Genomic DNA, 21,662 nt, shown 5'->3' with positions numbered 1-21,662 from the left:
AGTTTTACTGACTACTTGGGGTAAACCCATGCTGTAATTTAACACTCTACTGTCGAGATTATAACCGATCTCACCGTTTTGGAGTAGCGATCGCACAAAATGTTCGAGATCCGATCCGATTCGGCGCAGATTATACTCAGTTAAGTCGGCTCCGCTATAGGATTCAACCAAGTCGTCAAATTGCCCATAAACCTTTCGCAGTGCGTCTTCACTCCAGACGAGTTCGTTGTCAGGATCGACATCTAATGTCAAAGCTTGTTCGCTGGGAATTAGTTCATTTTTCTTTACTTCAGCCGTATAGATGTGAATGTGGCGAGTTGTTGATTTTAGTAACATCATGAGTTTAGTGGAAAGTCGAAAGCGACGATCTGAAAATTTTGTAGGCGCGAAGCACAGGTTAAGCCAACGTGTTGGTAATAGCTAGCCGAAGGCAGAGCAGAAGAGACGATCTTTGCTGAGTCTATCTATTCTAGATCGGGATCGTCTTACGAAGATCTAAATTCCCCACTCGAAACCCCAACTTTCAACTTTCTGTCTTGACGTGTTCAACCTGGAGGTTCCCTCCAGAACACACGTCGCAACTTTCAACTTTCCACTAATTATCGCTCCTCTTTCCGAAATTCAGATGGACTCATCCGCATCGGCTGTTCGGGATTCCAGATACCTGCTCCCATTAGGCGTGCATACTGACTTCCACGGGTAAAACGTTCGCGATACTTGGCACCATTGGGCGTGACACTGGACGAACTGGGAATCCTCATACTTGCCAAAACACAGCCATCTCTAACTAATTGTTCGTTGATTAACCGACCATTTTTCCATAGATAGACATATCTCCGGCCATACTTATCAGCCTCTGTCCCTTCAAATTCGACGCTCACACCGTCTCGATCTGGAATATCGATTAATTCCTCCAGTCGTTGTTTTGCCTGCTTTCCCCAGGGTTCTTGCCCCAAATCTGGTGCATCGATGCCAATCAATCTGCCTTGTTGAATGACTGGTGGTTGTTGAGATCTGTCGATCCATTCTATCGATTGTCCGCTAATCGCGCGACCGATCTGGATCTTGGGATAGCTCAGTGGGGACGACGCTTGACAGCCAACCAACAAGAATAATCCCAATATTCCCATCAAAATACGCGATCTAAAACCACGACTCATAATTCTTCAACTTTCAACTTTCCACTACATTTATTCTTCATCTAAGGGCAGTCCATATTTAATCTTGCCTTTGCCAAAGTATCGGCCGAACTGAAGCTCGTAGACTTCGTCCTCCGATTGGGTTTCGACTTCTAGATCGGAGCAAGCATAGCTGACACAGAGCAGTGCATAACCTTGACTTTGCAACTGAGGAGACAATCCCATTGCTTCTGGTTGATATAAGTCTCCAGATATTACCCGCACGGCACAAGCAGTACAAGCACCATTTCGACAAGAGAAGGGGAGTTCCAAGCCTTGATGCTCTGCACTGTGGAGGATATATCGATCGCTCGGAACAATGACTTGATGATATGTATCTTTCTTTCGATCGTAGATTTTGATTTGATAATTGCGAGTCATGATTCGTGGCTAACTCCTAGTTAATATTATTATCAGTTGACAGTTAGTAAAAGTCTAGGTTATGCTAGTTAAGCGTTAAAATCCGCGCTAAGTTTGCGTGGAGAAGTGGCCGAGTGGTCGATGGCGCAGCACTGGAAATGCTGTGTAGGGCAACTTACCGTGGGTTCGAATCCCACCTTCTCCGTAACTAGTAAAATAAGCTCCAGACTCGTTGCAGTCTGGAGCTTATTTGTGTTATGGAGCTAGGGCATTAGTGGCTCAATCTTAGACACTAACCATCGTTTCCGCACCAGCATTAGATTGCAGACAGTGCTCGACCAAGGTAATCAATGACATGGCTACCGATTCGCCATCTTCAGCATTTACCAGCACGATCGGCGGTTGCTGGGTAATGTCTTGATAACCCAATGCGAGGGCAATATCTTCACTGCTCCAAGCACCTTCGCAATCACTATGGGTAATCCCAATTAGCATCGGAATCTGCGCACGGCGATTCATGAAATTCATAATTCGCCGTGCATGGTGAAACTCACCAGGTCGATGTGCGGCAATCAGGAGCACATAAGCATGAGCGCGCTCGATCAAAATCTCCCACATAAAGTCGAATCTGACCTGACCCGGAGTACCATAGATATGCAGTGCCATCTCATCACCAAATTGCAGGGTGCCAAAATCCATCGCAACAGTGGTATTTTGCTTGAGATCTGACACATCATCAGTAGCTTTTCTGTCAGTATCGACAACTTCGATTTCACTCACAGACCGAATATAGGTGCTTTTCCCCGCCCCTACCGTGCCTGTGATAACTAAATTCATAATTTCCATTATTTGTCAACCCTTTTTCTTTAGAAAGCCCATCAAATTACTCAAAAACGAAGCCGATATGGGGGTATTCGCATTACCACCGCCAACACAGATCGGTTTTGGCACATCCCGCATTTGGTCGATTGGTGGCTGTGGTGGCTCGACTGATACCTCTTGGACTAATCCGATCGAACTTAATCGAAAGCTAATTTGTTGGACTCTGGCAATCTCTAATTCTAGTTTTTCAGCAATTTGAGCGATCGACATCTCTCCAAGAGCTAATTGCCAAACTTTAAATTCCTGACTATCGAGTCTGAGTCCCTTGAGTTCGGTCGAAAATCTTTGGAGTGCAAATTCCGGCGCGGGTAGTTTTGCAGTTAATCCATCCCAATTTTTCAACATTCTCAACCCTAGTAGGGCTAATTCTTGAGCGGTTAAACTGATGCCAGTCATTTCAGCATGATTCAATTTTACTTCGGGATCGAATTTGAACTGTCCATCATGCAATTCAAACAATTTGCAGGTGGTAGCAATTACCTGAGAATTAAAGAGTAAGGTGAGTTGCTCGGTATTAATTAAATTACGCGATTTAAGATAAGTACCCAATGGTTGAGGTAATTGACTTAGCTGAGTTTCGATCGTTTTTATTTGCGCTGGGGTAAGCCATCGCCGCTGCTCGATTGTCTTGAGCAAAGGTTTGTGCTCCCAGCCATTGATAACAGACATAATTCGTCCGCTTTGAAATGAAAGAGAATAGGTATTGCTAGTCGATTTAGTCGATCCAGAAACTGGCTCGATTCTCGTACCGAGCGGCGTTGCCAACGATAGTAAACCTGTTTGATTGCCATCTTGCACGAAATGGAAGATTTCGGCTAATGAATATTCTGATAAATAGCCAGCAAGGGACATTTATAGCTCCAACATATTTGAGAATGAGTAAATATTTATATAGAAAAATTGTCGAACATTATGGAGAGGACAGATCCCCGACTGTCTTGTCTCGCTAAACCCTCGGGGAACCCGAGGAACGCGAGCCGCTTCTTCGAGAAGTCGGGGATCTGAGCAGACAGTTAGTTTAGTGCAGCTTTAATTTCAGTCACAGCTCTTTTGATATCTAGCATTAACAAACCTTGTTTAGCGGATTGATTAGCTAAAACAAGTAAGACTGCTTCGTCGCCACAACCCATCAAAATGCCATAACCATCAGCACCTTCAACCAAGATTTTCTCAACGTTACCGCGTGCCAACTCTTTACCGATCCGCTCGCCGAGGGAGAGCATCGCCGCAGACATTGCCGAAGTCCGTTCTTCGTCCATAGCAGCGGGAAGACTAGAGGCTAAAGGTAAGCCATCTGGAGATACCAAGGCTGCACCCTGGACATCTGCTGTACCCGAGACAAAGTTCTGTAAAATTCCACCGATCGTACTCGCGCCCATGATATTCCTCTGATGATATAAGTGAGTTAGATTGAAAATTTAATGCCGACTAATTCAGTCGATTATTCAACAGTGGTGAATTCAAATACGTCGTGAGTACCACCGCGTAAAACTGATTCAGTATGAGTACCGCGTAACTTTTTGCCAGTAACTTCAGTTAATGCGCCCCAAACTGCACCCATCGTAAAAGTACATTTGCGATTGGAACCTTGAGGTTCGCCAGCAGAACAGACAGTTTCGGAACAATAAACTTTGATGAGATCGCCTTCTTGGACGATTTTATCGACAGCAGTCAGGTGAGTACCATTAGCACCAATTGCTTCGTTTAATTTAGCCGCAATGACTGCCAAATCTTGAGTAGAACCGGATAGACCCAAGCTTTTAGCTAATTCTTTACCGCGAGCGCGTCCAGCCGCAATGAGAGCGATTGCCGTCGCTTTTTCGCCGAGAGCTTCTTCCATTCCAGTAATTACTGATTTGAAACAAACGATGCTGCTAAATTGACCCAGTGTTGGGCGGCTAGAGAGTGAGTTTGACATATTAGTAAATTTGTTTAGATCATAGATGAGAGCTTGAAACCACTAAATCTCGGCTTGTAGATTTGCCGTGTGGCAATCCTTTAGCAGTCAGAGATCGATAGACATTAATACGTCTCTACTCTAGAGTGCCCAGCGAAGAACATTTGCTAACAGCAGCATCGAAAGTCATTGTCAAGTATTTTTCTTCAGAAAACCGATTAATTTAGTTAAGAATGAAGCAGAGATCTGTACAACTTCCTTGCCATCATTAACAGAAGTTGATGTTGCTTCATTGACGATCTCAGCATCGAGATCGATTGCTAGACGAACAACTGGGGGTGCGATCTCTCGAACTAACCCGATCGCGCTCAAGCGAAAGCCAATCTGTCGAACCTTGTCAATACTCAGCCCCAATTGTTCCGCAATTTGGGCGATCGATAGCTCTCCGAGAGCTAGATTCCAGACTTTTGATTCCTGAGTATCCAGCCGTAGATTTGGCGGCTGGGCGGAGCATCTTTGGATCCTAGATTCAGGTGCGGGTAATTTGGCAATTAAACTACTCCAATCTCGCAACATCCTCAAGCCCAACAGAGATACCTCTTTAGCTGGGAGACTAATTCCGGTCATTTCAGTGTAGATTAATGCTGCTTGAGGATCGAAGCTAAACCGTCCGTGATGAGTTTCCCCAAATAGTTTGCAGATACTGGCAACTACTTGAGCATCAAAGAGTAATTTAAGCTGGGAACTATCGAGTGTATTGCAAGATTTGAGATAAGTACCCAGTGGTTGTCCCAGTTTACTCGCATGGATGGATAAACCAGTAACCTGTTCTAATGAGAGCCATTGTCGTTGTGCCATCATCTGAAGTAAACCTCGCTCCTGTAATCGAGATCCATTAGTTACGGACATAATGCGTCCGTTTTGGAATGAGATCCGATAAGAATTATCGATCGAGCGACTCAGGCATCGATCTGGCTCGATCGACAGTAACCCCGTTTTATCGCCGTCTTCAACGGAATTAAAGATTTCGATTAATGAATATTCTGATAAATAGCCAGCTAGTGACATTTAGATCTCCAGCATCTATGAGCGTAATTAAATATTTTGGCGACAAAATTGTAAAACATTAGGCAAAATATGCTCGGGTTTTGTCGGATCGAATTTTCATAGTTGAATCGCTATTATTCAACGATGCTAAATTCAAACACGTCGTGAGTACTACCGCGCAAGACAGATTCAGTATGAATACCGCGCAATTTCTTACCAGTAATTTCGCTTAATGCACCCCAAATCGCACCGATCGTAAAAGTACTTTTTCGATTAGATCCTGGAGCTTCACCAGCAGAGCAGACAGTTTCATCACAATAAACTTTAATCAGATCTCCATCTCGAACGATTTTATCGATAATAGTTAGACGAGTACCTGCACTGCCAACTGCATCATTTAACCGAACGGCAATGGTGCTCAAATCTTGACTGGAATTGGATAAGCCCAGATCTTTAACTAAGTTTTTACCACGAGCGCGTCCAGCCGCAATCATGGCGATCGCAGTAGCTTTTTCACCAAGAGCTTCTTCCATCCCAGTAATGACTGATTTGAAACAAACGATGCTGATAAGTTCTCCTAAGGTTTGACGGTTGGCGATCGAATTTGGCATATTCATAATTTTGTTGGGATACTGGGCAAAAGTGGAAACGATGTGTTGGTGTACCCGCTGAAGAAAGAGCATCTCAAACCTGTGAATTTGCCATCAGAGCAGCCAGTCAGCAAAAGTCGATCGATCGACTTTAGATTGCCTTGTCGCTATTGTGCCCATTCCCAGAACACTTGCTAACAATAGCTATCAAGATTTGGTTGTCTCTATGTAAACCATCGATACTTCTTCACCAGGCAAGCTTTGGGTGAAAATTCAGATTTCCTAATCCCGATTCCTCAGTTAATATAGAATTGTAAAGTTATCTCGTTTCAGGTATAGATGGAATTCCTATCACTAGAGACAATCCAGGAACTGGCAAGTCAATACGGATATCTCGCTGTCTTTGTAGGCATTCTGTTAGAAAATTTGGGGCTTCCATTACCTGGTGAAACCATCACGATCGTCGGTGGTTTCTTGGCTGGGAGTGGGGAACTAAATTATTGGCTCGTCCTTGCATGTGCGGCGATGGGAGCCTTTATTGGTGGTATCTGTGGCTATTTCATCGGTAAGTATGGTGGCTGGAAGCTCATCCTTGCTTTCTCAAAAGTCTTCCGCATCCAAGAAGTGCAGTTGGAGGAGATTAAGACCAAATTCAGCGAAAACGCCGTTAAAGCCGTCTTCTTCGGTCGATTTATTGCCTTGCTGCGGATATTTGCAAGTCCGATGGCTGGTGTTGTGGAGATGCCGATCGGTCAATTCCTCGCTGTGAATTTGGCTGGGGCGACGGCTTGGGCAACAGTAATGACTACGCTCGCCTTTTTCGTCGGGCGAGTAGTTTCGCTGGAACAGTTGCTCACCTGGGTAAGCAAGTTTGCGATCGGTGCATTAGTTATCGCGATCGCCTGGATTGTAGTACCAATCTGGCTGGAGTCTCGTGCTGCATCGAAAGCAGGTGAAGGCGAATAGCCATTGCTTCGCTAAATTAAATGGTGGAGTAAAGGGGAAAGAGTAAAGGTTAAAGGGTAAAGGAACCCACACATCGTCAGACATTTGCCTCTCCCTGGAAAGATCGAGCTTGAACATCACACAAGAACATCTATGAACTGTCATCAATGTGGGGAAATAGTTACAATAAGCGATCGATTTTGTGAAGAATGTGGGGTGAATCTCGTTAAAACTCCCCAAATAATTGGTGATGGTTGTCAGAAATGTGGTGCTCCATCGAGCCAAATCGATCGAGATCGATATTGCATTGAATGTGGATTGCGGCAAGTGGCTATCTCCAACGATCGGATCGAACTCCAGCCTGCCTCTAATCTAGCTGGCATAAGCGATCGAGGGCGCAGACACCATCAAAATGAAGACGCGATCGCCTTAAAATTTATCGATCCTGAGACATACATTCTCGTCGTTTGCGATGGCGTATCTAGTTCCCAACAGCCCGAACTCGCTTCCCACTCTGCGACGACTGCTTGTCTTCAGGCGATCGAAATTGCCATTCAATCGGGAATTGAAGATGCAGCTAATGCAATTTGCCAAGGTGTTGAGGCTGCACTTCAGGCGGTGACTGGGATTCCGATCGATCCGAATTCCGATCTCGATCCATCTTCTACGACAATTGTCACGGCGATCGTCTGCGATAATATTGCCACAATTGGCTGGTTGGGAGATAGTCGGGCATACTGGCTCGCCGCAGATAAATCTCTTCAGCTCACTCAAGATGACTCCTGGATGCGCGACGCGATCGAATCAGGCAAATTCACCCCAGCCGAAGCCGAAGCATCGCTTTACGCCCACGCGATCGTCCGCTGGCTGGGTGCAGACACCAGTGATGATGGCAAACCAACGATTGCTACTTTCCCAATCCCTGGGCAGGGTTATTTCATTCTTTGTACCGATGGCTTGTGGAACTACGCCCCAGATCCAGCCTATCTCTATCATCTAACTCAGCAATCGCCAGCTTCTGACAGTCGATCGATCGCCCATCACCTAATTAGCTATGCCAATCAACAGGGTGGACAAGATAATATCACGGTGGGAATTCTAGAATTCTAATTGTTAGTGGTTAGTTAGAGCACTTTCTTAAATTGTGAAGTACAGTCTTTCCCCGCTCCCCCCTTTCCTCTCTGGGATATGCCATCACCATAACTCTCATAACGTTAATAATCTCGAGCGATTGACTAATCTAACAACCTGGCGATTAATTCCACCAATTCTTGAGAATAAAGACGATTCTTCTAGTAATGTCAACAACATTAATGGACAGATGCAAATGGCGATCGATCGGTGGTTATTAGAACAACATATTTCAGGTCAAATTTCACCGACATTACGCTTTTATACTTGGGCTAGTCCAACGATTTCATTAGGATATCATCAACGAAACTACCCCGAACATTGGCAATCTCTAACTTGGCAAAATCGTCTTGTCGATATCGTCAAACGGCCAACTGGCGGACGCGGAGTACTGCATCAAGGCGATCTTACTTATGCCTTAATTGGATCGGAGTTTGGAGGCAAAAGAGTAGAAGTATATCAGCAAATTTGTCAGTTCCTCATCGATGGTTGGCGATCGCTAGATATCGAGTTAGCATATGGTACCGCCGGACAAGGTTATATTCACAACCCCAATTGTTTTGGTACGGCGACGAGTGCAGATCTAGTGTGTGCGGATGGTTATAAACTAATCGGTAGTGCCCAATTAATTAAATCTGGGGCAATTCTTCAACATGGCTCGATGCGACTCAATCCAGAGTTAGAACTATTTGAAAAAGTATTTGGTGAATCGATCTCTCTGCCACCTACACCAATTTTACAGTTAACTATTCCCACGATCGTTAATGCTCTTACTAGTGCCGCCGCAGGTCATTTTCAGGTACAATTTGAGACTCAACCATTATCAGATCGAGAGTGGTCGCAAATCAGAGCAGCATTATGAGTATCGATCGTCAATGGAAATCTACAAAAAAACGAGCGTTAGAAGTTTTGCTCAGATTAAAACGACTCTATCCAGATGCCACCTGTAGCTTAGATTATACAACTCCCGTACAGCTTTTGGTCGCGACGATTCTCTCTGCTCAGTGTACCGACGAACGAGTGAATAAAGTTACCCCAGCACTATTTGCGAGATTTCCCGACGCTCGCTCGATGGCGGAGGCAGATATTCTCGAACTCGAGCAATTAGTGAGATCGACTGGGTTCTATCACAATAAAGCTAAAAATATTCAAGGTGCTTGTCGTAAAATTGTCACAGAATTTAACGGTGAAGTTCCTCAACAAATGGAACAGCTTCTCACATTACCAGGTGTAGCCAGAAAGACCGCTAATGTCGTTTCCGCTCATGCCTTTGGCAATATTCAAGGTGTCACCGTCGATACCCATGTCAAACGCCTAACAAACTTACTCGGTTTAACCACCCATCCAGATCCGATTAAAATCGAACGAGATTTAATGAAACTAATTCCCCAAGTAGATTGGGAAAATTTTTCGATTATGACTATCTATCACGGACGAGCTATTTGTAATGCCCGAAAACCTAATTGTCCCGATTGTGAACTAGCCGAATTATGTCCATCAGCACATCGAATACTTAGAGTTGAAACAAAAACTAAAATTAGTAGTAATGTGCCGCTGAAATAAGGTCAACCGTAATTCCACTTACAACATCTCAGTATATTTACCATCCAGAACACGTATCTAAATCTATCTAGTCAAGCAAAATAATACTCTAATCAACAGAATAAGTACGTATATTCATTGTTCGAGATACTAGCAAAGACTGTATTAGCACTAATATGAGCTAGGTTTAAGGTTAAAAAGCCGAATAATTCACTTACTCGTTTTTTGTATAAAATAAAACAATATTTATTTTGGATTTTAGCTACTTTTTAGAGAATATTGGGTAGTCTAATAACACGAAGGTAGATATAGGATAGCGAAAAGCAAGCAGATTAGTCTTTGCCTCCGTCCTCACAAGATCTTCCGCCCCCTCGATTCTTCCCGCGTAAACAGAAAATCAGCACAGGATCTAAAACATGAATTATCAACGTCTGGCATTGGCATTTTTGTCGATTGGTACCGTTTCCGCTTGGATGGGAACAGCTCAAGCTGCAACAATCACCCACGCTTACAACCTTAACAATACCTTAGCAGACTCTTATGGTGGTCCAAGTTTGGTTACCAATGGTGGAACTTTAGCTGCTAATGGTTACTCCTTCGCGGCTAATCAAGGATTGAACCTAACTGGCGCGATCAGTCAGCATAAGTATTCTATCTTGGTAGATTACAAACTTTCCAATACAGTGGGTTACAATAAAGTCATCGATTTTAAAAATTTCCTCTCTGATGCAGGTATTTTTCATCAAGATGGCAACTTAACGCCTTATCCTGTTGTCGGCAACAATAGTGTAACGGTTGGTAATAATGAAACTGTAAGACTAGTCCTGACCAGAAATGGTTTGACTGGAGCATTTAGTGGGTATTTTAATGGGATGCAACAATTCTCATTTGATGATACTGCTACTGGCTACGGTAGCTTTACACAAGGCATCATTCAATTTTTCCAAGATGACAATTTCTTTGGAGGTTTAGAGGCTTCCGCTGGGATGGTAGGTAAGATTGTGATTTTTGATGATGAATTGAGCAGTCTTGAAGTTGCAACTTTAGGTAATGTCAATACAATCGTTCCTGGAGCTGAAGTCCCCGAACCTTTCACCATTGTAGGTACTCTCGTTGGTGGTACAGCAGCTCTACGGATGAGAAAAAAACTCAAAGCAACTGACAAAGTCTAGGCACTCGACGGACAACAGATCGATCGAAAAATCTAGTCTGCTTCGATTTGAGCGTGAAGTTCGATCTTCTCAATCCAAAAGCACTGCAAGTAGCAGTGCTTTTTTATTGTAAATTGGAGGGGGCTAGACAGTTAAGTATAATTCATCATTTTTGAAACAAACAATCACTGATTAAACTCCCTCCTGTGCCCCGCGCCCCATTTCCTCTCTATTTTTTCATACCCAATTCAGCAACGCCGAAATTTACTTATGGCAAAAATTAAAGATATTAACCAAGATACGCAATACTAAGGTTGGTAGTTTCCAGATACCGAACCAAATTTCTCGATCGACGGGAAAAATACCACCTCATGCCGCTCCTTCGTAAGGCGGATCGCCTGTATTCGCAGCGACTCTGCTGCATCACGAATGCAGACAATTGACACAACATCTAGAAAGCATGAAAGAACAGGCTTTTTTTAAACGCATCTCCCTAACATCACCAGCTTTTTTATTGATAGTCCTCTGTGCGGCGATTGTTGCTATCCATCTCACCCTAATTTTCAAAATCGGTAGTCCAGATCGTCAAATTACCAGTATGCTATTTTGGGCAACCGCTGGCTATTTAATCTGGGAGCGACAGGACAAGCTAAATTTCCAAACCGGAATAGTTGCAAGTTTGCTCGGCGCACTCCTACTCTCGATCCTCTTACTCAAAACTGCAGGATATTGTGAGGAATCTTTCCTAATTGCCTACCCATTTTTCTCTGGCATCGGTTTAGCCCTGATTGCCTCTGGATTTCGGGGATTAAAAGTATATGGAGGCGAACTCGTTCTCCTCTTCTTCTCTGGCATTCCCGAAGTTCTATTAGCCAAGCTTACCGATCCTTCGCCTCTGACCGCTAAATTTGCTGCTTCCATGCTTTGGTATACAGGCTTTCCCGTGATTCAAAAGGGAATTTATCTTCAGCTTCCAGGCGGTAGCGTTCAGGTCTATAGCGGCTGTTCTGGTGTCGTTGCGATGACTCAATTACTGGGAATGTCAATTTTATTTCTAATGCTGTTACCCTTACCTTGGAAATGGTTCCAAAAATTGGTTGTACCGATAGCAGCCGTAGCCATTGGGTTTATCGTTAATGCGATGCGGGTGGCACTGATGGCAATTCTAGTATCTCAAAAACAGATGGAAGCTTTTGAATACTGGCACACTGGTTCGGGTTCTCTGATCTTTTCGGTGATTGGGACATTTCTATTAGTGCTGCTCGTGTGGCTACTGATTAAAGTATTTACACCTAAGCTAGTCACCCAGGAGGAGCCAGAGTGATGATTTCTATTCCTAATTTGGCGCGCCAATCTTTGCTATCGATCCTCTGCGTTAGTGCTATCGGCGTACTGGGTAATGCCCTCATCAATAATCCAGCGAAATCCAGTCTGAAAGAACCTGCTGCTTTTGATTTCCCCTCAAATGTACCATTGGCAAATGTGCCGATGTTGGCCAGCAAACCATTAGCTGCTTATACATTCAAGAACAAAATGGTCGTAAATGGGAGAACGTATCGCTACCAAAACAGTCCAAAACCAATTGAGGTTGAGATCCGCTACATCACTGATGGAGTAGCCAATCGACCTAGTATGGACCAAATGCTGACAGCTTTTACCCAAATTCCCACTAAGGCGATCGATCCTACCACGATGAAACAACAACCTGGTTTGGGTTTTTATAGCTTATTTGTCGATCAGAAAACAGCTTATTTTGGTACTTGTATCAATCCGCAGGGAATTACGACCGTAACGGGAGATCAGTTTCACTCGAATAGTAATCCCAACCCACTATCGAGTGGCATCCCCGTCCAGCGGTTGCTGCCCTGGCTATTGGGTCGGCAAACACTCAGGGATAGTCGCTGTCTCTGGACAATTCTATCTACCCCGATCGATGAAGCCGCTCCTGATGCTACGATGAAAACATTGGAAACCGTAGGCGTGAATTGGGTGCGCTGGTGGCAAATTAATTTTCCAGCAGCATAAAATTTTTCACTTAACTTTCTGTATTTCGATCGAATTAAATTAAAGGTGCTACTCTAAGATGACTCCAATTCTAGTTCTATTTCGCGTTGTTGGTTATGGACTATTACTACTGACACTGTTTGATGTAATTAGTGCATTTATTCCCCTCCAATTGAGCAACCCAGGCTGGCAGTTTCAAACTGCTGGGGGTTTTGTGGAAAGATCCGCTGTGCCGCTAATCGGTTTTATCTTAGCTTTCTATGGCAACCAAGAAGCTCGCAAAACCAGAGAGTTATTATTACTAAAGCTATTGTCTTGGATTGCTTTGCTAGCTGGAATCTTCTATTTTGCCTTGGTGGTGGTTTTCTTTATTACACCACCTGGTCTCAACGAGCGCAGTGAAGCTCAAATCAGCGCGCAATTCGACCCGAAAATCACTCAAGTCCAGCAGATTCAAACCCAAATGGAGAAAGCGCAACCAGCACAAATAGAAGCGTTTATCAAGAATAATCGCGTGCCTAATGCCACCGACCCAAAAGCTTTCCAACAGAAAATGATCCAAGAAGCGACAGCCGCAGAGAAAAACTTGAAAGATCAGGCTTCGATTACTAAAGGCGGTCAAAAGTTGGCGTTGATCAAAAATGCCGTTAAATGGGGCTTGGGTGCTTTAGTATCAGGTGTGCTATTTATTCGGATTTGGGCTGGAACTGCCTGGGCGAGACAATAAGTCTAGGTGTTAGGCTTTAGGCTTTAGCTCATAATCATACTCCAATCCTACCCAAACACAAAAGCTGAGTTGTAGAAATAGATTCTACAACTCAGCTTTTACTTATATCTTACTAGTTATGAGTTAAAAATTATTTATAGATGGGGGTGGCGAGACTCGAACTCGCACATCCGTTACAGATAACAGATTTTAAGTCTGTCGCGTCTACCATTCCACCACACCCCCGAGTGCGATTGAGACGCTAAAAACGCGCCACAGATAAGTAATATACCATAAGTAGGTAGCTAATGCAAGCCACTCGATTCTCTTACAGAGTGGCTTCGCCAACGACGATTTGCCGTCGCAGATATTTCTTCACACACGAGGGTTGAGTCGAAGGAGGCAATTCACCGTTAGAATCTAGATCTGAACTCTAAATTCGGCTGTAGTTTCGCTTTTACTGGAGCCGAATCGATTTCTGTGTCCCAGACATTACAAATTATTGGTGTCATTTACCGCGTCGCAAGAGGTATCACTGTGTCAAATCAGATCGAACTTGAAGGAAGAGTCTTTGTTCCGGCTGGTGAGTTAGATATTCCTGAATGGGGCTGTGTGGTTAGCGATCGCACTCAACCCACGCTTACGCTCAAAGATGACGATTTATTTCTCATTACTGACACGCTCGGTAATATTTCTGGCTGTTCGCGAGATGAAACAGTTTCCAGTCTGGGGTTATTTTGCCGGGATACCCGCTTCCTGAGTCGGTTAGAATTGCAAATTGCTGGGCGTTCGCCAATTTTGCTTACCTGCAATGCGGATAAAGGATTTGCACTCTCGGCACTTTGTACCAATCCGACGATTCCGAATATCAATGCCGAAACGATTAGTATTCAACGGGAACTCGTCCTAAATGGGAGTTTGTTTGAAGAACTAACTATTCACAATTACAATACAACCCCTGTCAGCTTTGAATTGAGTTTGAGTTTTGACGCTGACTTTTCGGACTTATTTGAGATTCGAGGCTTTCACCGTCAACGTCGGGGTGGTTTATTGCGTCGAGTTGCCGCAGATAATTCATCGGCTGTAAATGAATTGACAATGGCTTATCAGGGATTGGATGGAGCAATTTTAGAGTCACATATTCAATTTGTGCATGGTCTCCCCAACACGCTCCAAGGCTATACCGCGATCTGGCAGATTGAATTGGAATCTCATGCCAGTTATCAGATTGGCTATCGCTTGGACATGTTGATGAATAATCGCCCTGTTTCGCGGGTGAATAGTCCGACAGCACTGTTTCAGGCTAAAGCAGCGGAGACGATGGAGGAAGATAACTGGCGATCGAAAATTACCCAGATTCGCACCGATAATCCAAAAATCAATCAGGCGATCGAACGTGCAGAACAGGACATCTATTTATTACGCCAGACCTTCGATCTTGCCAACTCCACCGCCAATAACCCTAGTAGTAAAGGGATGGTACTATCTGCGGGCGTACCGTGGTTCTGTACCTTATTTGGACGGGATGCGATTATTGCTGCCAGTCAGATTCTGATTTTAGATCCGACGATTGCCCGCGAAACCTTGATGGTACTAGCGAAATATCAGGGGAAAGTCGATGATGAGTGGCGGGAAGAACAGCCAGGGAAAATTCTCCATGAATTACGGATGGGGGAAATGGCTCGGTGCCAGGAAATTCCCCATACACCTTATTATGGGACTGTCGATGCCACGCCATTATGGTTGATGTTGTACGCCGAATATTATGCTTGGACTCACGATACCGACACATTAGATCTGCTGTGGGACAATGCGGTAGCGGCAATGGCGTGGATCGATCGACTATGTGCCGAGACTGGTTATCTGCCCTATTTTCGGACATCGGCACGGGGACTAGTAAATCAGGGTTGGAAAGACTCTAGCGATTGTATTGTCGATCGACATGGGAAAATTGCCACTGGCTCGATTACCCTGTGTGAAGTCCAATCATATGTTTATGCCGCCAAAATTCGGATGAGCGAACTGGCAAAAATTCGCCAGGAAAACGAACTTGCCACGCGGTGGCAACAGGAATCTCACAGCCTGAAACAACGATTTAACCACGATTTCTGGATACCCGATCGAGATTTTCTGGCGATGGCTCTGGATGGTGCGGGGAAACAGGTTGATGGGATCGGTTCCAATCCTGGGCAATGTCTCCAGCATGGACTGCTGTATCCCGAAAAAGCCAAAAGTGTCGCCGAAAGACTGCGTGCGCCCGATATGTTTAGTGGTTGGGGTATCCGGACACTTAGTAGTCTCTCCCCAGCATACAACCCAATCGGTTATCATACCGGATCGGTCTGGCCCCATGATAATAGTCTGATCACAATGGGTTTGAGATCGATCGGAGCTGTTGAACAAGCATTAGAAATCGCGCAAGGTATTTTGGACATGACCATCCATCAGCCCTACCACCGTCCCCCTGAACTCTTCTGCGGCTACGAACGGATCTCTGGGCACAGTCCCATTCAATATCCCGTGGCTTGTTCCCCCCAGGCGTGGGCAACGGGTACAGTGTTCCAATTACTTCAAATGATGGTTAACCTCGTCCCCGACGCGCCTAGTAACTATCTGCGAATTATCGATCCCGCTTTACCAGCAAGCATTCATCAACTCTCTTTTAAAAATCTACGGGTGGGTGCAACCCTCATCGATCTGGAATTTACCCGCGAATCAGCGGCTGAGGGCGAAACTTCTCGATCGACCACTTCCTGTCGCGTGATGAAAAAACGTGGTAATTTACGAGTGACGATCGAAGCTTAGGATCTCTACTGGGGAGAGCTTGGACGGGAAATGGGGGACTGGGTGAATTTTGGACTGGAATAGTCCCTAAGTCCCCTTTAAGCTTTACCCCCTACCCTCTACCCTCTAATTTCAAATATTCTCGACGACAAGAGAGATCCCAGGGAACTTGTGGGTACTTTAGATATAACGAGATCGATTGCGGTTCGGGCGAAGGAAGGTTACTTGTGCCAGTACCTAGATCGAACCACCGTCAGAGCATCGTAAAATAGCCCAATCCAATGAGGTAAGATCGCACCGTGCGAATAAAAGCGGTAGAATTATAGATAAATAGCGAAATCCTTCACTTGTCCTGCTTTTGCAACTCAAGAGATCGACTAGTTAATCCATCTAACTTTAACCTTAAAGATAGTCTGGTTTCCTAAATAATGGAAGCGCGATAGACAAATAGTATGTGTTCCACTGGTGAGGCTCAATGAGCTACTGCGTAAACCCTGACTGTCCCCAACCTAAAAATCCAATTGATGCTTTTCTGTGCCAAGCCTGTGGCGCACGGTTGCTCGTCCGCAATCGCTATCGAGTGACAAAATCACTGGGACAAGGGGGCTTTGGTGCCACCTTTGTAGCGATCGATGTATCACTTCCTGGCGAACCAATTTGTGTCATCAAGCAACTTCGACCGAGTAATAACCATGAAAAGTTCCTGCGGATGGCTAGGGAACTATTTGAACGCGAAGCTAGAACCCTAGGCAAAATTGGCAACCATCCTCAGATCCCGCGACTGCTGGACTTTTTTGAAGAACGTCGTAACTTTTACCTCGTCCAGGAATATGTCAGCGGACATACCATCCATCAAGAAGTCAAACAGATGGGACTGTTTAAAGAAGAAAAAATTCGCGACTTCCTGATCGAGATCCTGCCTGTCATCACCTACATTCATTCCCAGCAGGTAATTCATCGCGATATTAAGCCAGCCAATATTCTGCGTCGCGACCAAGACGGGAAACTGGTCTTAATCGACTTTGGCGCAGTCAAAAACTATGTAGCCCAACTGGAACCTCAAGAGGGCGTAGATCGAGATGCCAACACCCAATTTGCAGTGGGTACATCTGGTTACGCGCCACCCGAACAGTTGGCAATGCGACCGATTTTCGCCAGCGACATCTATGCTCTGGGCGTAACCTGTGTCTATCTAATGACCGGGAAATCCCCCAAGGACATTGAGTACAACCCCTCCACAGGGGAAATGATGTGGCAAAAGCACGTCCAGTTGGGCAAGCACATGACTCAAGTATTGAGCAAAATGCTCGATGTCTCAGTTCGCTACCGCTATCAATCTGTGGAGGAAGTTCAGCGAGCATTAGAAACGCCAACAGCCGTTGTCAACAGCCGCCCGAATGGAGCAGCACATCCTTCTGCTAACGATCGTCGCAATCCCCTTCCATTAGGTCAAGCTCCGCTGCCAGGAATGCCTAGTAATCCCAATTCTCCCGCTGCTGTCGTAACTGCTTCTGCGTCCAACAAGATTGCAGATGCGATTAAAAAAGGCAGATTGGAAAGAGATCCGACCAATCTCAAAAATGGTGGCGAACCCAGTAGATTTGGTGCTGACCTTAAAACCAGCATTGGTGGAATTCCCATCCAACCGCCACGACGAGAGCAGTTAAAATTAGATGCACAGGGTGTGTTAGCAGCATTCCGGCGCGGGCAAAGAACTTTTAGTGAGATGGACATCAGCCAACTCGATCTCTCAAAAGCTCATCTCCCCGGCATCACACTGAGTCATGCTAACTGTGCTTATATAAATCTCCAAGGGGCAAATTTAGCCGCTGGTAAATTTGACAAAGCCGATCTCAGTGGTGCTGTACTGAAGGATACTGTCTTGAGTAAGGGGTATTTTAGCTATGCTAATCTCCAAAATGCCGATCTGCGCGGTGCAGATCTCAGTGATGCCTATCTCAATTATGCCAATCTTCACGGGGCTAATCTCTGTGGGGCAAATTTAAAGGGTGTCAAAGTCACCGACGAGCAGTTAAATCAAGCTAAAACCAATTTTATGACCATTTTTCCCAATGGCAAGCGAGGTGGACTTTGGTAAGTGGATAGTCAATAGTGGTTAGTTAGAACCTAGAAAGTAGATCGACTGCGATCTTTGATGACATAACTAATCGTACCGCTGATAATTGCGCCACCCATTAGGACACTAATTGCAGGTAGAAACAAAGGCTCCCAGAGACTTTGCCAGACTTGTAATCCTAGTGGGAATTTGGCATATTTACCAATTACTGCAATAATAAACCAAGCAAAACTGAGCAGTACAAAAAAAACATTAAAGGTCAGTAAATTATTAATCAGACTAGAAATTTTGGCGATCATAAAAATAGCTTGCTAAGATTTTAATTAATTCACTTTCAACTTTCAACTTTCCACTAAATTTGCATCCATGCAGTCAACGCGACAGCTAGTGCATCAGCAGCATCATCGGGACGCGGAATCTTGTCTAAAGCCAGTTCTCTGGCAACAGCCGCTTGGACTTCCGGTTTTTGAGCATTACCGTAGCCAGTCACTGCTTGTTTGATTTGAGCTGGTGTAAACTCAACCCAGGGGATTTGGTGTTGGGCAATTACTAGTAGAATCACCCCACGTGCTTGAGCGACTGGAATCGTATTTCCCATTTTATAGAAAAATAACTGCTCGATCGCCACTAAATCAGGTTTAATTTCGTCCAGTAGACTATGCATGTCATCATAGATTGTTTGAAGTCGAGAACCAATCTCGGTTCGAGCTGGAGTCTGAATAATCCCAAAGTCAATTAGGGCAACAGTTGGCGGACGAAGATGTGGAGAAACGGAGATCGCCCCAAAACCTAAACTGGCTAGTCCTGGGTCTAAGCCGAGAATTCTGGTAATTGTCATTAATTTAACAACACATTAGTCTCAATCCGATCGCCAGATCGTGAGTATTATGGCTGAACCTAGATATTTAACCTTTACGATTGCAATTATAGTCGGATTAAATGGGCATATAAGATATATGGGATTGGCAACTCGACTGCCCAAATTTCAACCTACTCTTTCCGATCTGTCAGAGTACCTGTAAGATTGACTCATCTTAGTCTCTCTATCAATTATAAAATTCTCTTATTTTTAATTTAAGAAAAATAATGTCGATCGGTCTCTTTAGACAAGTAGTCAGGAATTTAGGTAGTAGTGACGGTACCTCATCGTCACAGGGTGGGAGATATTCCAGTTTCCGGCGGCTATTTAAGTGGTTATCTCCAGGAATCTTTGTCAAACGATGGCTGCTGACCATCTATATTGGCGTACTGATGACGATTTTGGGTTTGGCGATTTGGCTCAAGCTCACACCCATTTTCTGGCTATTTCAGACTGTAGATCGGGCGATTGAGTTTTTGGCTAAAGTTATCCCCAATTATTTATCAGGGCCAATGGTGCTGGGCTGTGGTTTATTCTTGATATTTTGGGGTCACAGCCGTTCCTTAGGTGAAATTAGTAAAGTTTTACGTCCAGATGGTGGACAAACATTGCTAGATATGCTATGGAACAATCGCCGACTCAATCGCGGCCCTAAAATTGTCGCGATTGGGGGCGGTACGGGCTTATCGACCCTTTTACGCGGTTTAAAACTCTATAGTGCTAATTTAACGGCGATCGTTACTGTTGCAGACGACGGCGGCTCCTCGGGGCGATTGCGGCGAGATTTTGGAGTCTTACCCCCAGGCGATATTCGTAACTGTATTGCGGCTTTAGCTGATGAAGAGAAGTTATTGACTGAGTTGTTTCAATATCGATTTGAAGCTGGCGACGGTTTGATGGGACATAGCTTTGGTAATCTATTTTTGACAGCGATGTCCGAGATTACGGGAGATTTGGAACGAGCTGTCGTGGCTAGCTCTAAAGTTTTGGCGATTCGCGGACGAGTTTTACCTGCAACGCTCACAGATGTCACTTTATGGGCGAGACTGGCAGATGGTCGGATCATTCAGGGTGAATCGAGCATTGGTGAAGCTGACGGTCAAATTGTTGAAATTGGGTGTACTCCAGAGCATCCGCCCGCTTTACCTGCGGCGATCGCCGCAATTCAAGAAGCGGATTATATTATCATGGGACCAGGGAGTTTATACACTAGTGTGATTTCCAATTTACTGGTACCAGAAATCGCCGCCGCAATTGCAGCGCGAAACGTGCCCCGTATCTATGTCTGCAATATTATGACTCAGCCTGGGGAAACTACTGGCTATACTGTCGCCGATCATATCGAAAGTGTCGATCGAGCTTGCGGTCAGAAATTATTTGATGCAGTATTGGTACAGAAGAATCCCCCCTCGGCTGGCTGTTTGCAAAATTATGCTGAAGAAAATTCTTATCCAGTGTTACTCGATCGAGATGATGTGAAACAATTGGGGCGGAGTATTTTTTCGGTTAACGTGATGGAAGAAGATACCACTACTCGCTATCTGCGCCACAATTCTCGCCGTTTGGCTAAAGCCTTGATTCATTTCTACCGCCGCGCTCAAGAGTCCTCTTCACATCGAAGCATTAAGGTAGCGACAGTTGCTCGCAATATTAAGTCAGCCTAATCGATTGTAATAATCCCTCCTTCCAATGACTGAGCGAATTGTCAAACTGCCAGATGCAAATGCTACCCAACAGTTGGGTATAGATTTAGGTAAGTCCTTGACAGCAGGTAGCGTTTTGCTATTGATAGGCGATCTAGGCAGTGGAAAAACTACTCTAGTTCAGGGATTAGCCCAAGGAATGACTATTGTAGACTCTATCGTTAGTCCGACTTTTACGATTATTAACGAGTATTTTAGCGGTCGGTTGCCACTATATCATTTGGATCTCTACCGTCTGACAAATACTGAGGTAGACGATCTCCATTTGGAATCTTATTGGTTGGGACTGGAAACCGAATTGGGAATCGTCGCGATCGAGTGGGCAGAACGACTATCATATTTACCAGACGATTATTTACGAATCGAATTAACTTACGATCCCGTTGGTGGCAGAACCGCCAAGATTTCTATTTAGGCTTTAGGCTTTAGGAACGCTTTCAACTTTCAACTAATTTAAGTCGGAATTAATTCGCCTGGACGTAGACGCGACCATTTTCCGCTATCTTTGGTGAAGCTCTGACAGCCGACGACATCCCATTCCATTTCTACGCCATCGTCGAGAGTGCGGATGTTAACATTGATACTAGGTTGAGTAGCTTCAAAGTCAGGTGAGCTGGTGAGATGAGCTTGTTGATGTTGTCCTTCTACCGCATGATAAGTCGTACAGCGATCGACATATTGGCAATTAATACATATACACATAATATTTTCGGCTAGTGCATAGCTTCACTCAATAGTGATGTAGGGGGAAAGGTGAAGGGGTAAAGGGTAAAGGGTAAATTTAACTTACTAACTCAAATTAACAC

24 protein-coding genes and 2 tRNA genes are annotated in these 21,662 nt (G+C 44.6%); 13 read left to right on the top strand and 13 right to left on the bottom strand.

All coding sequences use genetic code 11. The annotated features are described in order from the left end of the window. The 3 genes from RMO55_RS13255 to RMO55_RS13245 all read right to left on the bottom strand — a co-directional run. Nucleotides 1-336, bottom strand: a 336-nt coding sequence (locus RMO55_RS13255) for an NAD(P)H-quinone oxidoreductase subunit M (RefSeq protein ID WP_310427206.1), incomplete at its 3' end; no start/stop codon positions are given. 263 nt (nucleotides 337-599) lie between these two features. Next, complete coding sequence (locus RMO55_RS13250) at nucleotides 600-1,160, bottom strand: thermonuclease family protein (RefSeq protein ID WP_310427201.1); 561 nt, start codon at nucleotides 1,158-1,160, stop codon at nucleotides 600-602. Between the two features lie 30 nt (nucleotides 1,161-1,190). Next, nucleotides 1,191-1,559 carry a 2Fe-2S iron-sulfur cluster-binding protein gene (locus RMO55_RS13245; protein WP_310427200.1) on the bottom strand — a complete coding sequence of 123 codons (369 nt, stop codon included), beginning with the start codon at nucleotides 1,557-1,559 and terminating at the stop codon, nucleotides 1,191-1,193. 99 nt (nucleotides 1,560-1,658) lie between these two features. On the opposite strand from RMO55_RS13245, the gene RMO55_RS13240 reads away from it, so the two are divergent. After that, a tRNA-Ser gene (locus tag RMO55_RS13240) sits at nucleotides 1,659-1,743 on the top strand. Between the two features lie 80 nt (nucleotides 1,744-1,823). Here RMO55_RS13240 and RMO55_RS13235 read toward each other — a convergent pair. The 6 genes from RMO55_RS13235 to RMO55_RS13210 all read right to left on the bottom strand — a co-directional run bounded on the left by RMO55_RS13235 (nucleotide 1,824) and on the right by RMO55_RS13210 (nucleotide 5,975). Then, nucleotides 1,824-2,384 carry a GTP-binding protein gene (locus tag RMO55_RS13235; protein WP_396134297.1) on the bottom strand — a complete coding sequence of 187 codons (561 nt, stop codon included), beginning with the start codon at nucleotides 2,382-2,384 and terminating at the stop codon, nucleotides 1,824-1,826. Between the two features lie 6 nt (nucleotides 2,385-2,390). Next, the gene (locus RMO55_RS13230; protein ID WP_310427196.1) at nucleotides 2,391-3,272 is read right to left on the bottom strand and encodes a DUF4388 domain-containing protein; all 882 of its coding nucleotides are present in this window, start codon (nucleotides 3,270-3,272) and stop codon (nucleotides 2,391-2,393) included. A gap of 161 nt (nucleotides 3,273-3,433) precedes the next feature. Next, nucleotides 3,434-3,799: a roadblock/LC7 domain-containing protein gene (locus RMO55_RS13225; protein ID WP_310427194.1), complete on the bottom strand. Its 366-nt coding sequence runs from the start codon at nucleotides 3,797-3,799 to the stop codon at nucleotides 3,434-3,436. Nucleotides 3,800-3,861: 62 nt separating this feature from the next. After that, complete coding sequence (locus RMO55_RS13220) at nucleotides 3,862-4,338, bottom strand: hydrocarbon-binding protein (RefSeq protein ID WP_310427193.1); 477 nt, start codon at nucleotides 4,336-4,338, stop codon at nucleotides 3,862-3,864. A 171-nt stretch (nucleotides 4,339-4,509) separates the two neighbouring features. Next, nucleotides 4,510-5,385 carry a DUF4388 domain-containing protein gene (locus RMO55_RS13215; RefSeq protein WP_310427191.1) on the bottom strand — a complete coding sequence of 292 codons (876 nt, stop codon included), beginning with the start codon at nucleotides 5,383-5,385 and terminating at the stop codon, nucleotides 4,510-4,512. A 113-nt stretch (nucleotides 5,386-5,498) separates the two neighbouring features. Beyond that, nucleotides 5,499-5,975 (bottom strand): hydrocarbon-binding protein, encoded by a 477-nt coding sequence (locus tag RMO55_RS13210; protein WP_396134300.1) that lies wholly within the window; start codon nucleotides 5,973-5,975, stop codon nucleotides 5,499-5,501. A 318-nt stretch (nucleotides 5,976-6,293) separates the two neighbouring features. Here RMO55_RS13210 and RMO55_RS13205 point away from each other — a divergent pair, with 318 nt between their 5' ends. From RMO55_RS13205 to RMO55_RS13170, 8 genes are all read left to right on the top strand, one after another. Then, entirely contained in the window at nucleotides 6,294-6,920 is a 627-nt protein-coding gene (locus RMO55_RS13205; RefSeq protein WP_310427188.1) for a DedA family protein, read from the top strand. 132 nt (nucleotides 6,921-7,052) lie between these two features. After that, nucleotides 7,053-8,009 carry a protein phosphatase 2C domain-containing protein gene (locus RMO55_RS13200; RefSeq protein WP_310427187.1) on the top strand — a complete coding sequence of 319 codons (957 nt, stop codon included), beginning with the start codon at nucleotides 7,053-7,055 and terminating at the stop codon, nucleotides 8,007-8,009. Nucleotides 8,010-8,130: 121 nt separating this feature from the next. Further along, a complete protein-coding gene (locus RMO55_RS13195; RefSeq protein WP_310427186.1) occupies nucleotides 8,131-8,892 on the top strand; it encodes a biotin/lipoate A/B protein ligase family protein in 762 nt (253 codons plus the stop codon). Beyond that, nucleotides 8,889-9,593 carry an endonuclease III gene (gene nth, locus RMO55_RS13190; RefSeq protein ID WP_396134296.1) on the top strand — a complete coding sequence of 235 codons (705 nt, stop codon included), beginning with the start codon at nucleotides 8,889-8,891 and terminating at the stop codon, nucleotides 9,591-9,593. Before RMO55_RS13195 ends, nth begins: the two co-directional genes overlap by 4 nt. 395 nt (nucleotides 9,594-9,988) lie before the next feature. Beyond that, the gene (locus tag RMO55_RS13185) at nucleotides 9,989-10,744 is read left to right on the top strand and encodes a PEP-CTERM sorting domain-containing protein (RefSeq protein ID WP_310427184.1); all 756 of its coding nucleotides are present in this window, start codon (nucleotides 9,989-9,991) and stop codon (nucleotides 10,742-10,744) included. Between the two features lie 439 nt (nucleotides 10,745-11,183). Continuing rightward, nucleotides 11,184-12,047 carry a cyanoexosortase A gene (gene crtA / locus RMO55_RS13180; RefSeq protein WP_310427182.1) on the top strand — a complete coding sequence of 288 codons (864 nt, stop codon included), beginning with the start codon at nucleotides 11,184-11,186 and terminating at the stop codon, nucleotides 12,045-12,047. Then, a complete protein-coding gene (locus RMO55_RS13175; protein ID WP_310427179.1) occupies nucleotides 12,047-12,748 on the top strand; it encodes a cyanoexosortase A system-associated protein in 702 nt (233 codons plus the stop codon). Before crtA ends, RMO55_RS13175 begins: the two co-directional genes overlap by 1 nt. Before the next feature lie 58 nt (nucleotides 12,749-12,806). Continuing rightward, nucleotides 12,807-13,454: an HpsJ family protein gene (locus RMO55_RS13170; RefSeq protein ID WP_310427177.1), complete on the top strand. Its 648-nt coding sequence runs from the start codon at nucleotides 12,807-12,809 to the stop codon at nucleotides 13,452-13,454. Nucleotides 13,455-13,595: 141 nt separating this feature from the next. Here the strand turns inward: RMO55_RS13170 and RMO55_RS13165 are convergent. Beyond that, nucleotides 13,596-13,679: transfer RNA gene (locus RMO55_RS13165), tRNA-Leu, on the bottom strand. A 291-nt stretch (nucleotides 13,680-13,970) separates the two neighbouring features. Here RMO55_RS13165 and RMO55_RS13160 point away from each other — a divergent pair. Then, nucleotides 13,971-16,238 carry a glycogen debranching N-terminal domain-containing protein gene (locus tag RMO55_RS13160; RefSeq protein ID WP_396134299.1) on the top strand — a complete coding sequence of 756 codons (2,268 nt, stop codon included), beginning with the start codon at nucleotides 13,971-13,973 and terminating at the stop codon, nucleotides 16,236-16,238. Between the two features lie 454 nt (nucleotides 16,239-16,692). Then, complete coding sequence (locus RMO55_RS13155) at nucleotides 16,693-18,315, top strand: serine/threonine-protein kinase (RefSeq protein ID WP_310427173.1); 1,623 nt, start codon at nucleotides 16,693-16,695, stop codon at nucleotides 18,313-18,315. A 29-nt stretch (nucleotides 18,316-18,344) separates the two neighbouring features. Here the strand turns inward: RMO55_RS13155 and RMO55_RS13150 are convergent, their stop codons facing one another. Both RMO55_RS13150 and ruvC read right to left on the bottom strand, forming a co-directional pair. Continuing rightward, nucleotides 18,345-18,593: a hypothetical protein gene (locus RMO55_RS13150; RefSeq protein ID WP_310427171.1), complete on the bottom strand. Its 249-nt coding sequence runs from the start codon at nucleotides 18,591-18,593 to the stop codon at nucleotides 18,345-18,347. A gap of 53 nt (nucleotides 18,594-18,646) precedes the next feature. After that, nucleotides 18,647-19,132, bottom strand: a complete 486-nt coding sequence (gene ruvC / locus RMO55_RS13145; RefSeq protein ID WP_310427170.1) for a crossover junction endodeoxyribonuclease RuvC — start codon at nucleotides 19,130-19,132, stop codon at nucleotides 18,647-18,649. Nucleotides 19,133-19,380: 248 nt separating this feature from the next. On the opposite strand from ruvC, the gene RMO55_RS13140 reads away from it, so the two are divergent. Next, on the top strand, nucleotides 19,381-20,817 hold the full coding sequence (locus tag RMO55_RS13140; protein ID WP_310427169.1) for a YvcK family protein: 1,437 nt from the start codon (nucleotides 19,381-19,383) through the stop codon (nucleotides 20,815-20,817). A 25-nt stretch (nucleotides 20,818-20,842) separates the two neighbouring features. Further along, entirely contained in the window at nucleotides 20,843-21,271 is a 429-nt protein-coding gene (gene tsaE / locus RMO55_RS13135) for a tRNA (adenosine(37)-N6)-threonylcarbamoyltransferase complex ATPase subunit type 1 TsaE (RefSeq protein WP_310427167.1), read from the top strand. Between the two features lie 38 nt (nucleotides 21,272-21,309). Here tsaE and RMO55_RS13130 read toward each other — a convergent pair whose 3' ends face one another. Further along, nucleotides 21,310-21,558, bottom strand: a complete 249-nt coding sequence (locus tag RMO55_RS13130) for a Ycf34 family protein (RefSeq protein ID WP_310427166.1) — start codon at nucleotides 21,556-21,558, stop codon at nucleotides 21,310-21,312. Between the last annotated feature and the right edge of the window lie 104 nt (nucleotides 21,559-21,662).

Origin of the sequence: Chamaesiphon sp. VAR_48_metabat_135_sub (genome assembly GCF_031418915.1) — a bacterium.
In the GTDB taxonomy this organism is placed as follows: domain Bacteria; phylum Cyanobacteriota; class Cyanobacteriia; order Cyanobacteriales; family Chamaesiphonaceae; genus Chamaesiphon.
The sequence above is the reverse complement of the archived record's forward strand: the minus strand, read 5'-3'. Positions and strand labels throughout refer to the sequence as shown.

Excerpts from the sequence above, each read along its gene's own strand:
- RMO55_RS13250 (WP_310427201.1), bottom strand. The coding sequence starts at position 1,160 with ATGAGTCGTGGTTTTAGATCGCGTATTTTGATGGGAATATTGGGATTA.
- RMO55_RS13245 (WP_310427200.1), bottom strand. The coding sequence starts at position 1,559 with ATGACTCGCAATTATCAAATCAAAATCTACGATCGAAAGAAAGATACA.
- RMO55_RS13235 (WP_396134297.1), bottom strand. The coding sequence starts at position 2,384 with ATGGAAATTATGAATTTAGTTATCACAGGCACGGTAGGGGCGGGGAAA.
- RMO55_RS13230 (WP_310427196.1), bottom strand. The coding sequence starts at position 3,272 with ATGTCCCTTGCTGGCTATTTATCAGAATATTCATTAGCCGAAATCTTC.
- RMO55_RS13225 (WP_310427194.1), bottom strand. The coding sequence starts at position 3,799 with ATGGGCGCGAGTACGATCGGTGGAATTTTACAGAACTTTGTCTCGGGT.
- RMO55_RS13220 (WP_310427193.1), bottom strand. The coding sequence starts at position 4,338 with ATGTCAAACTCACTCTCTAGCCGCCCAACACTGGGTCAATTTAGCAGC.
- RMO55_RS13215 (WP_310427191.1), bottom strand. The coding sequence starts at position 5,385 with ATGTCACTAGCTGGCTATTTATCAGAATATTCATTAATCGAAATCTTT.
- RMO55_RS13210 (WP_396134300.1), bottom strand. The coding sequence starts at position 5,975 with ATGCCAAATTCGATCGCCAACCGTCAAACCTTAGGAGAACTTATCAGC.
- RMO55_RS13205 (WP_310427188.1), top strand. The coding sequence starts at position 6,294 with ATGGAATTCCTATCACTAGAGACAATCCAGGAACTGGCAAGTCAATAC.
- RMO55_RS13200 (WP_310427187.1), top strand. The coding sequence starts at position 7,053 with ATGAACTGTCATCAATGTGGGGAAATAGTTACAATAAGCGATCGATTT.
- nth (WP_396134296.1), top strand. The coding sequence starts at position 8,889 with ATGAGTATCGATCGTCAATGGAAATCTACAAAAAAACGAGCGTTAGAA.
- RMO55_RS13185 (WP_310427184.1), top strand. The coding sequence starts at position 9,989 with ATGAATTATCAACGTCTGGCATTGGCATTTTTGTCGATTGGTACCGTT.
- crtA (WP_310427182.1), top strand. The coding sequence starts at position 11,184 with ATGAAAGAACAGGCTTTTTTTAAACGCATCTCCCTAACATCACCAGCT.
- RMO55_RS13175 (WP_310427179.1), top strand. The coding sequence starts at position 12,047 with ATGATTTCTATTCCTAATTTGGCGCGCCAATCTTTGCTATCGATCCTC.
- RMO55_RS13170 (WP_310427177.1), top strand. The coding sequence starts at position 12,807 with ATGACTCCAATTCTAGTTCTATTTCGCGTTGTTGGTTATGGACTATTA.
- RMO55_RS13155 (WP_310427173.1), top strand. The coding sequence starts at position 16,693 with ATGAGCTACTGCGTAAACCCTGACTGTCCCCAACCTAAAAATCCAATT.
- RMO55_RS13150 (WP_310427171.1), bottom strand. The coding sequence starts at position 18,593 with ATGATCGCCAAAATTTCTAGTCTGATTAATAATTTACTGACCTTTAAT.
- ruvC (WP_310427170.1), bottom strand. The coding sequence starts at position 19,132 with ATGACAATTACCAGAATTCTCGGCTTAGACCCAGGACTAGCCAGTTTA.
- RMO55_RS13140 (WP_310427169.1), top strand. The coding sequence starts at position 19,381 with ATGTCGATCGGTCTCTTTAGACAAGTAGTCAGGAATTTAGGTAGTAGT.
- tsaE (WP_310427167.1), top strand. The coding sequence starts at position 20,843 with ATGACTGAGCGAATTGTCAAACTGCCAGATGCAAATGCTACCCAACAG.
- RMO55_RS13130 (WP_310427166.1), bottom strand. The coding sequence starts at position 21,558 with ATGTGTATATGTATTAATTGCCAATATGTCGATCGCTGTACGACTTAT.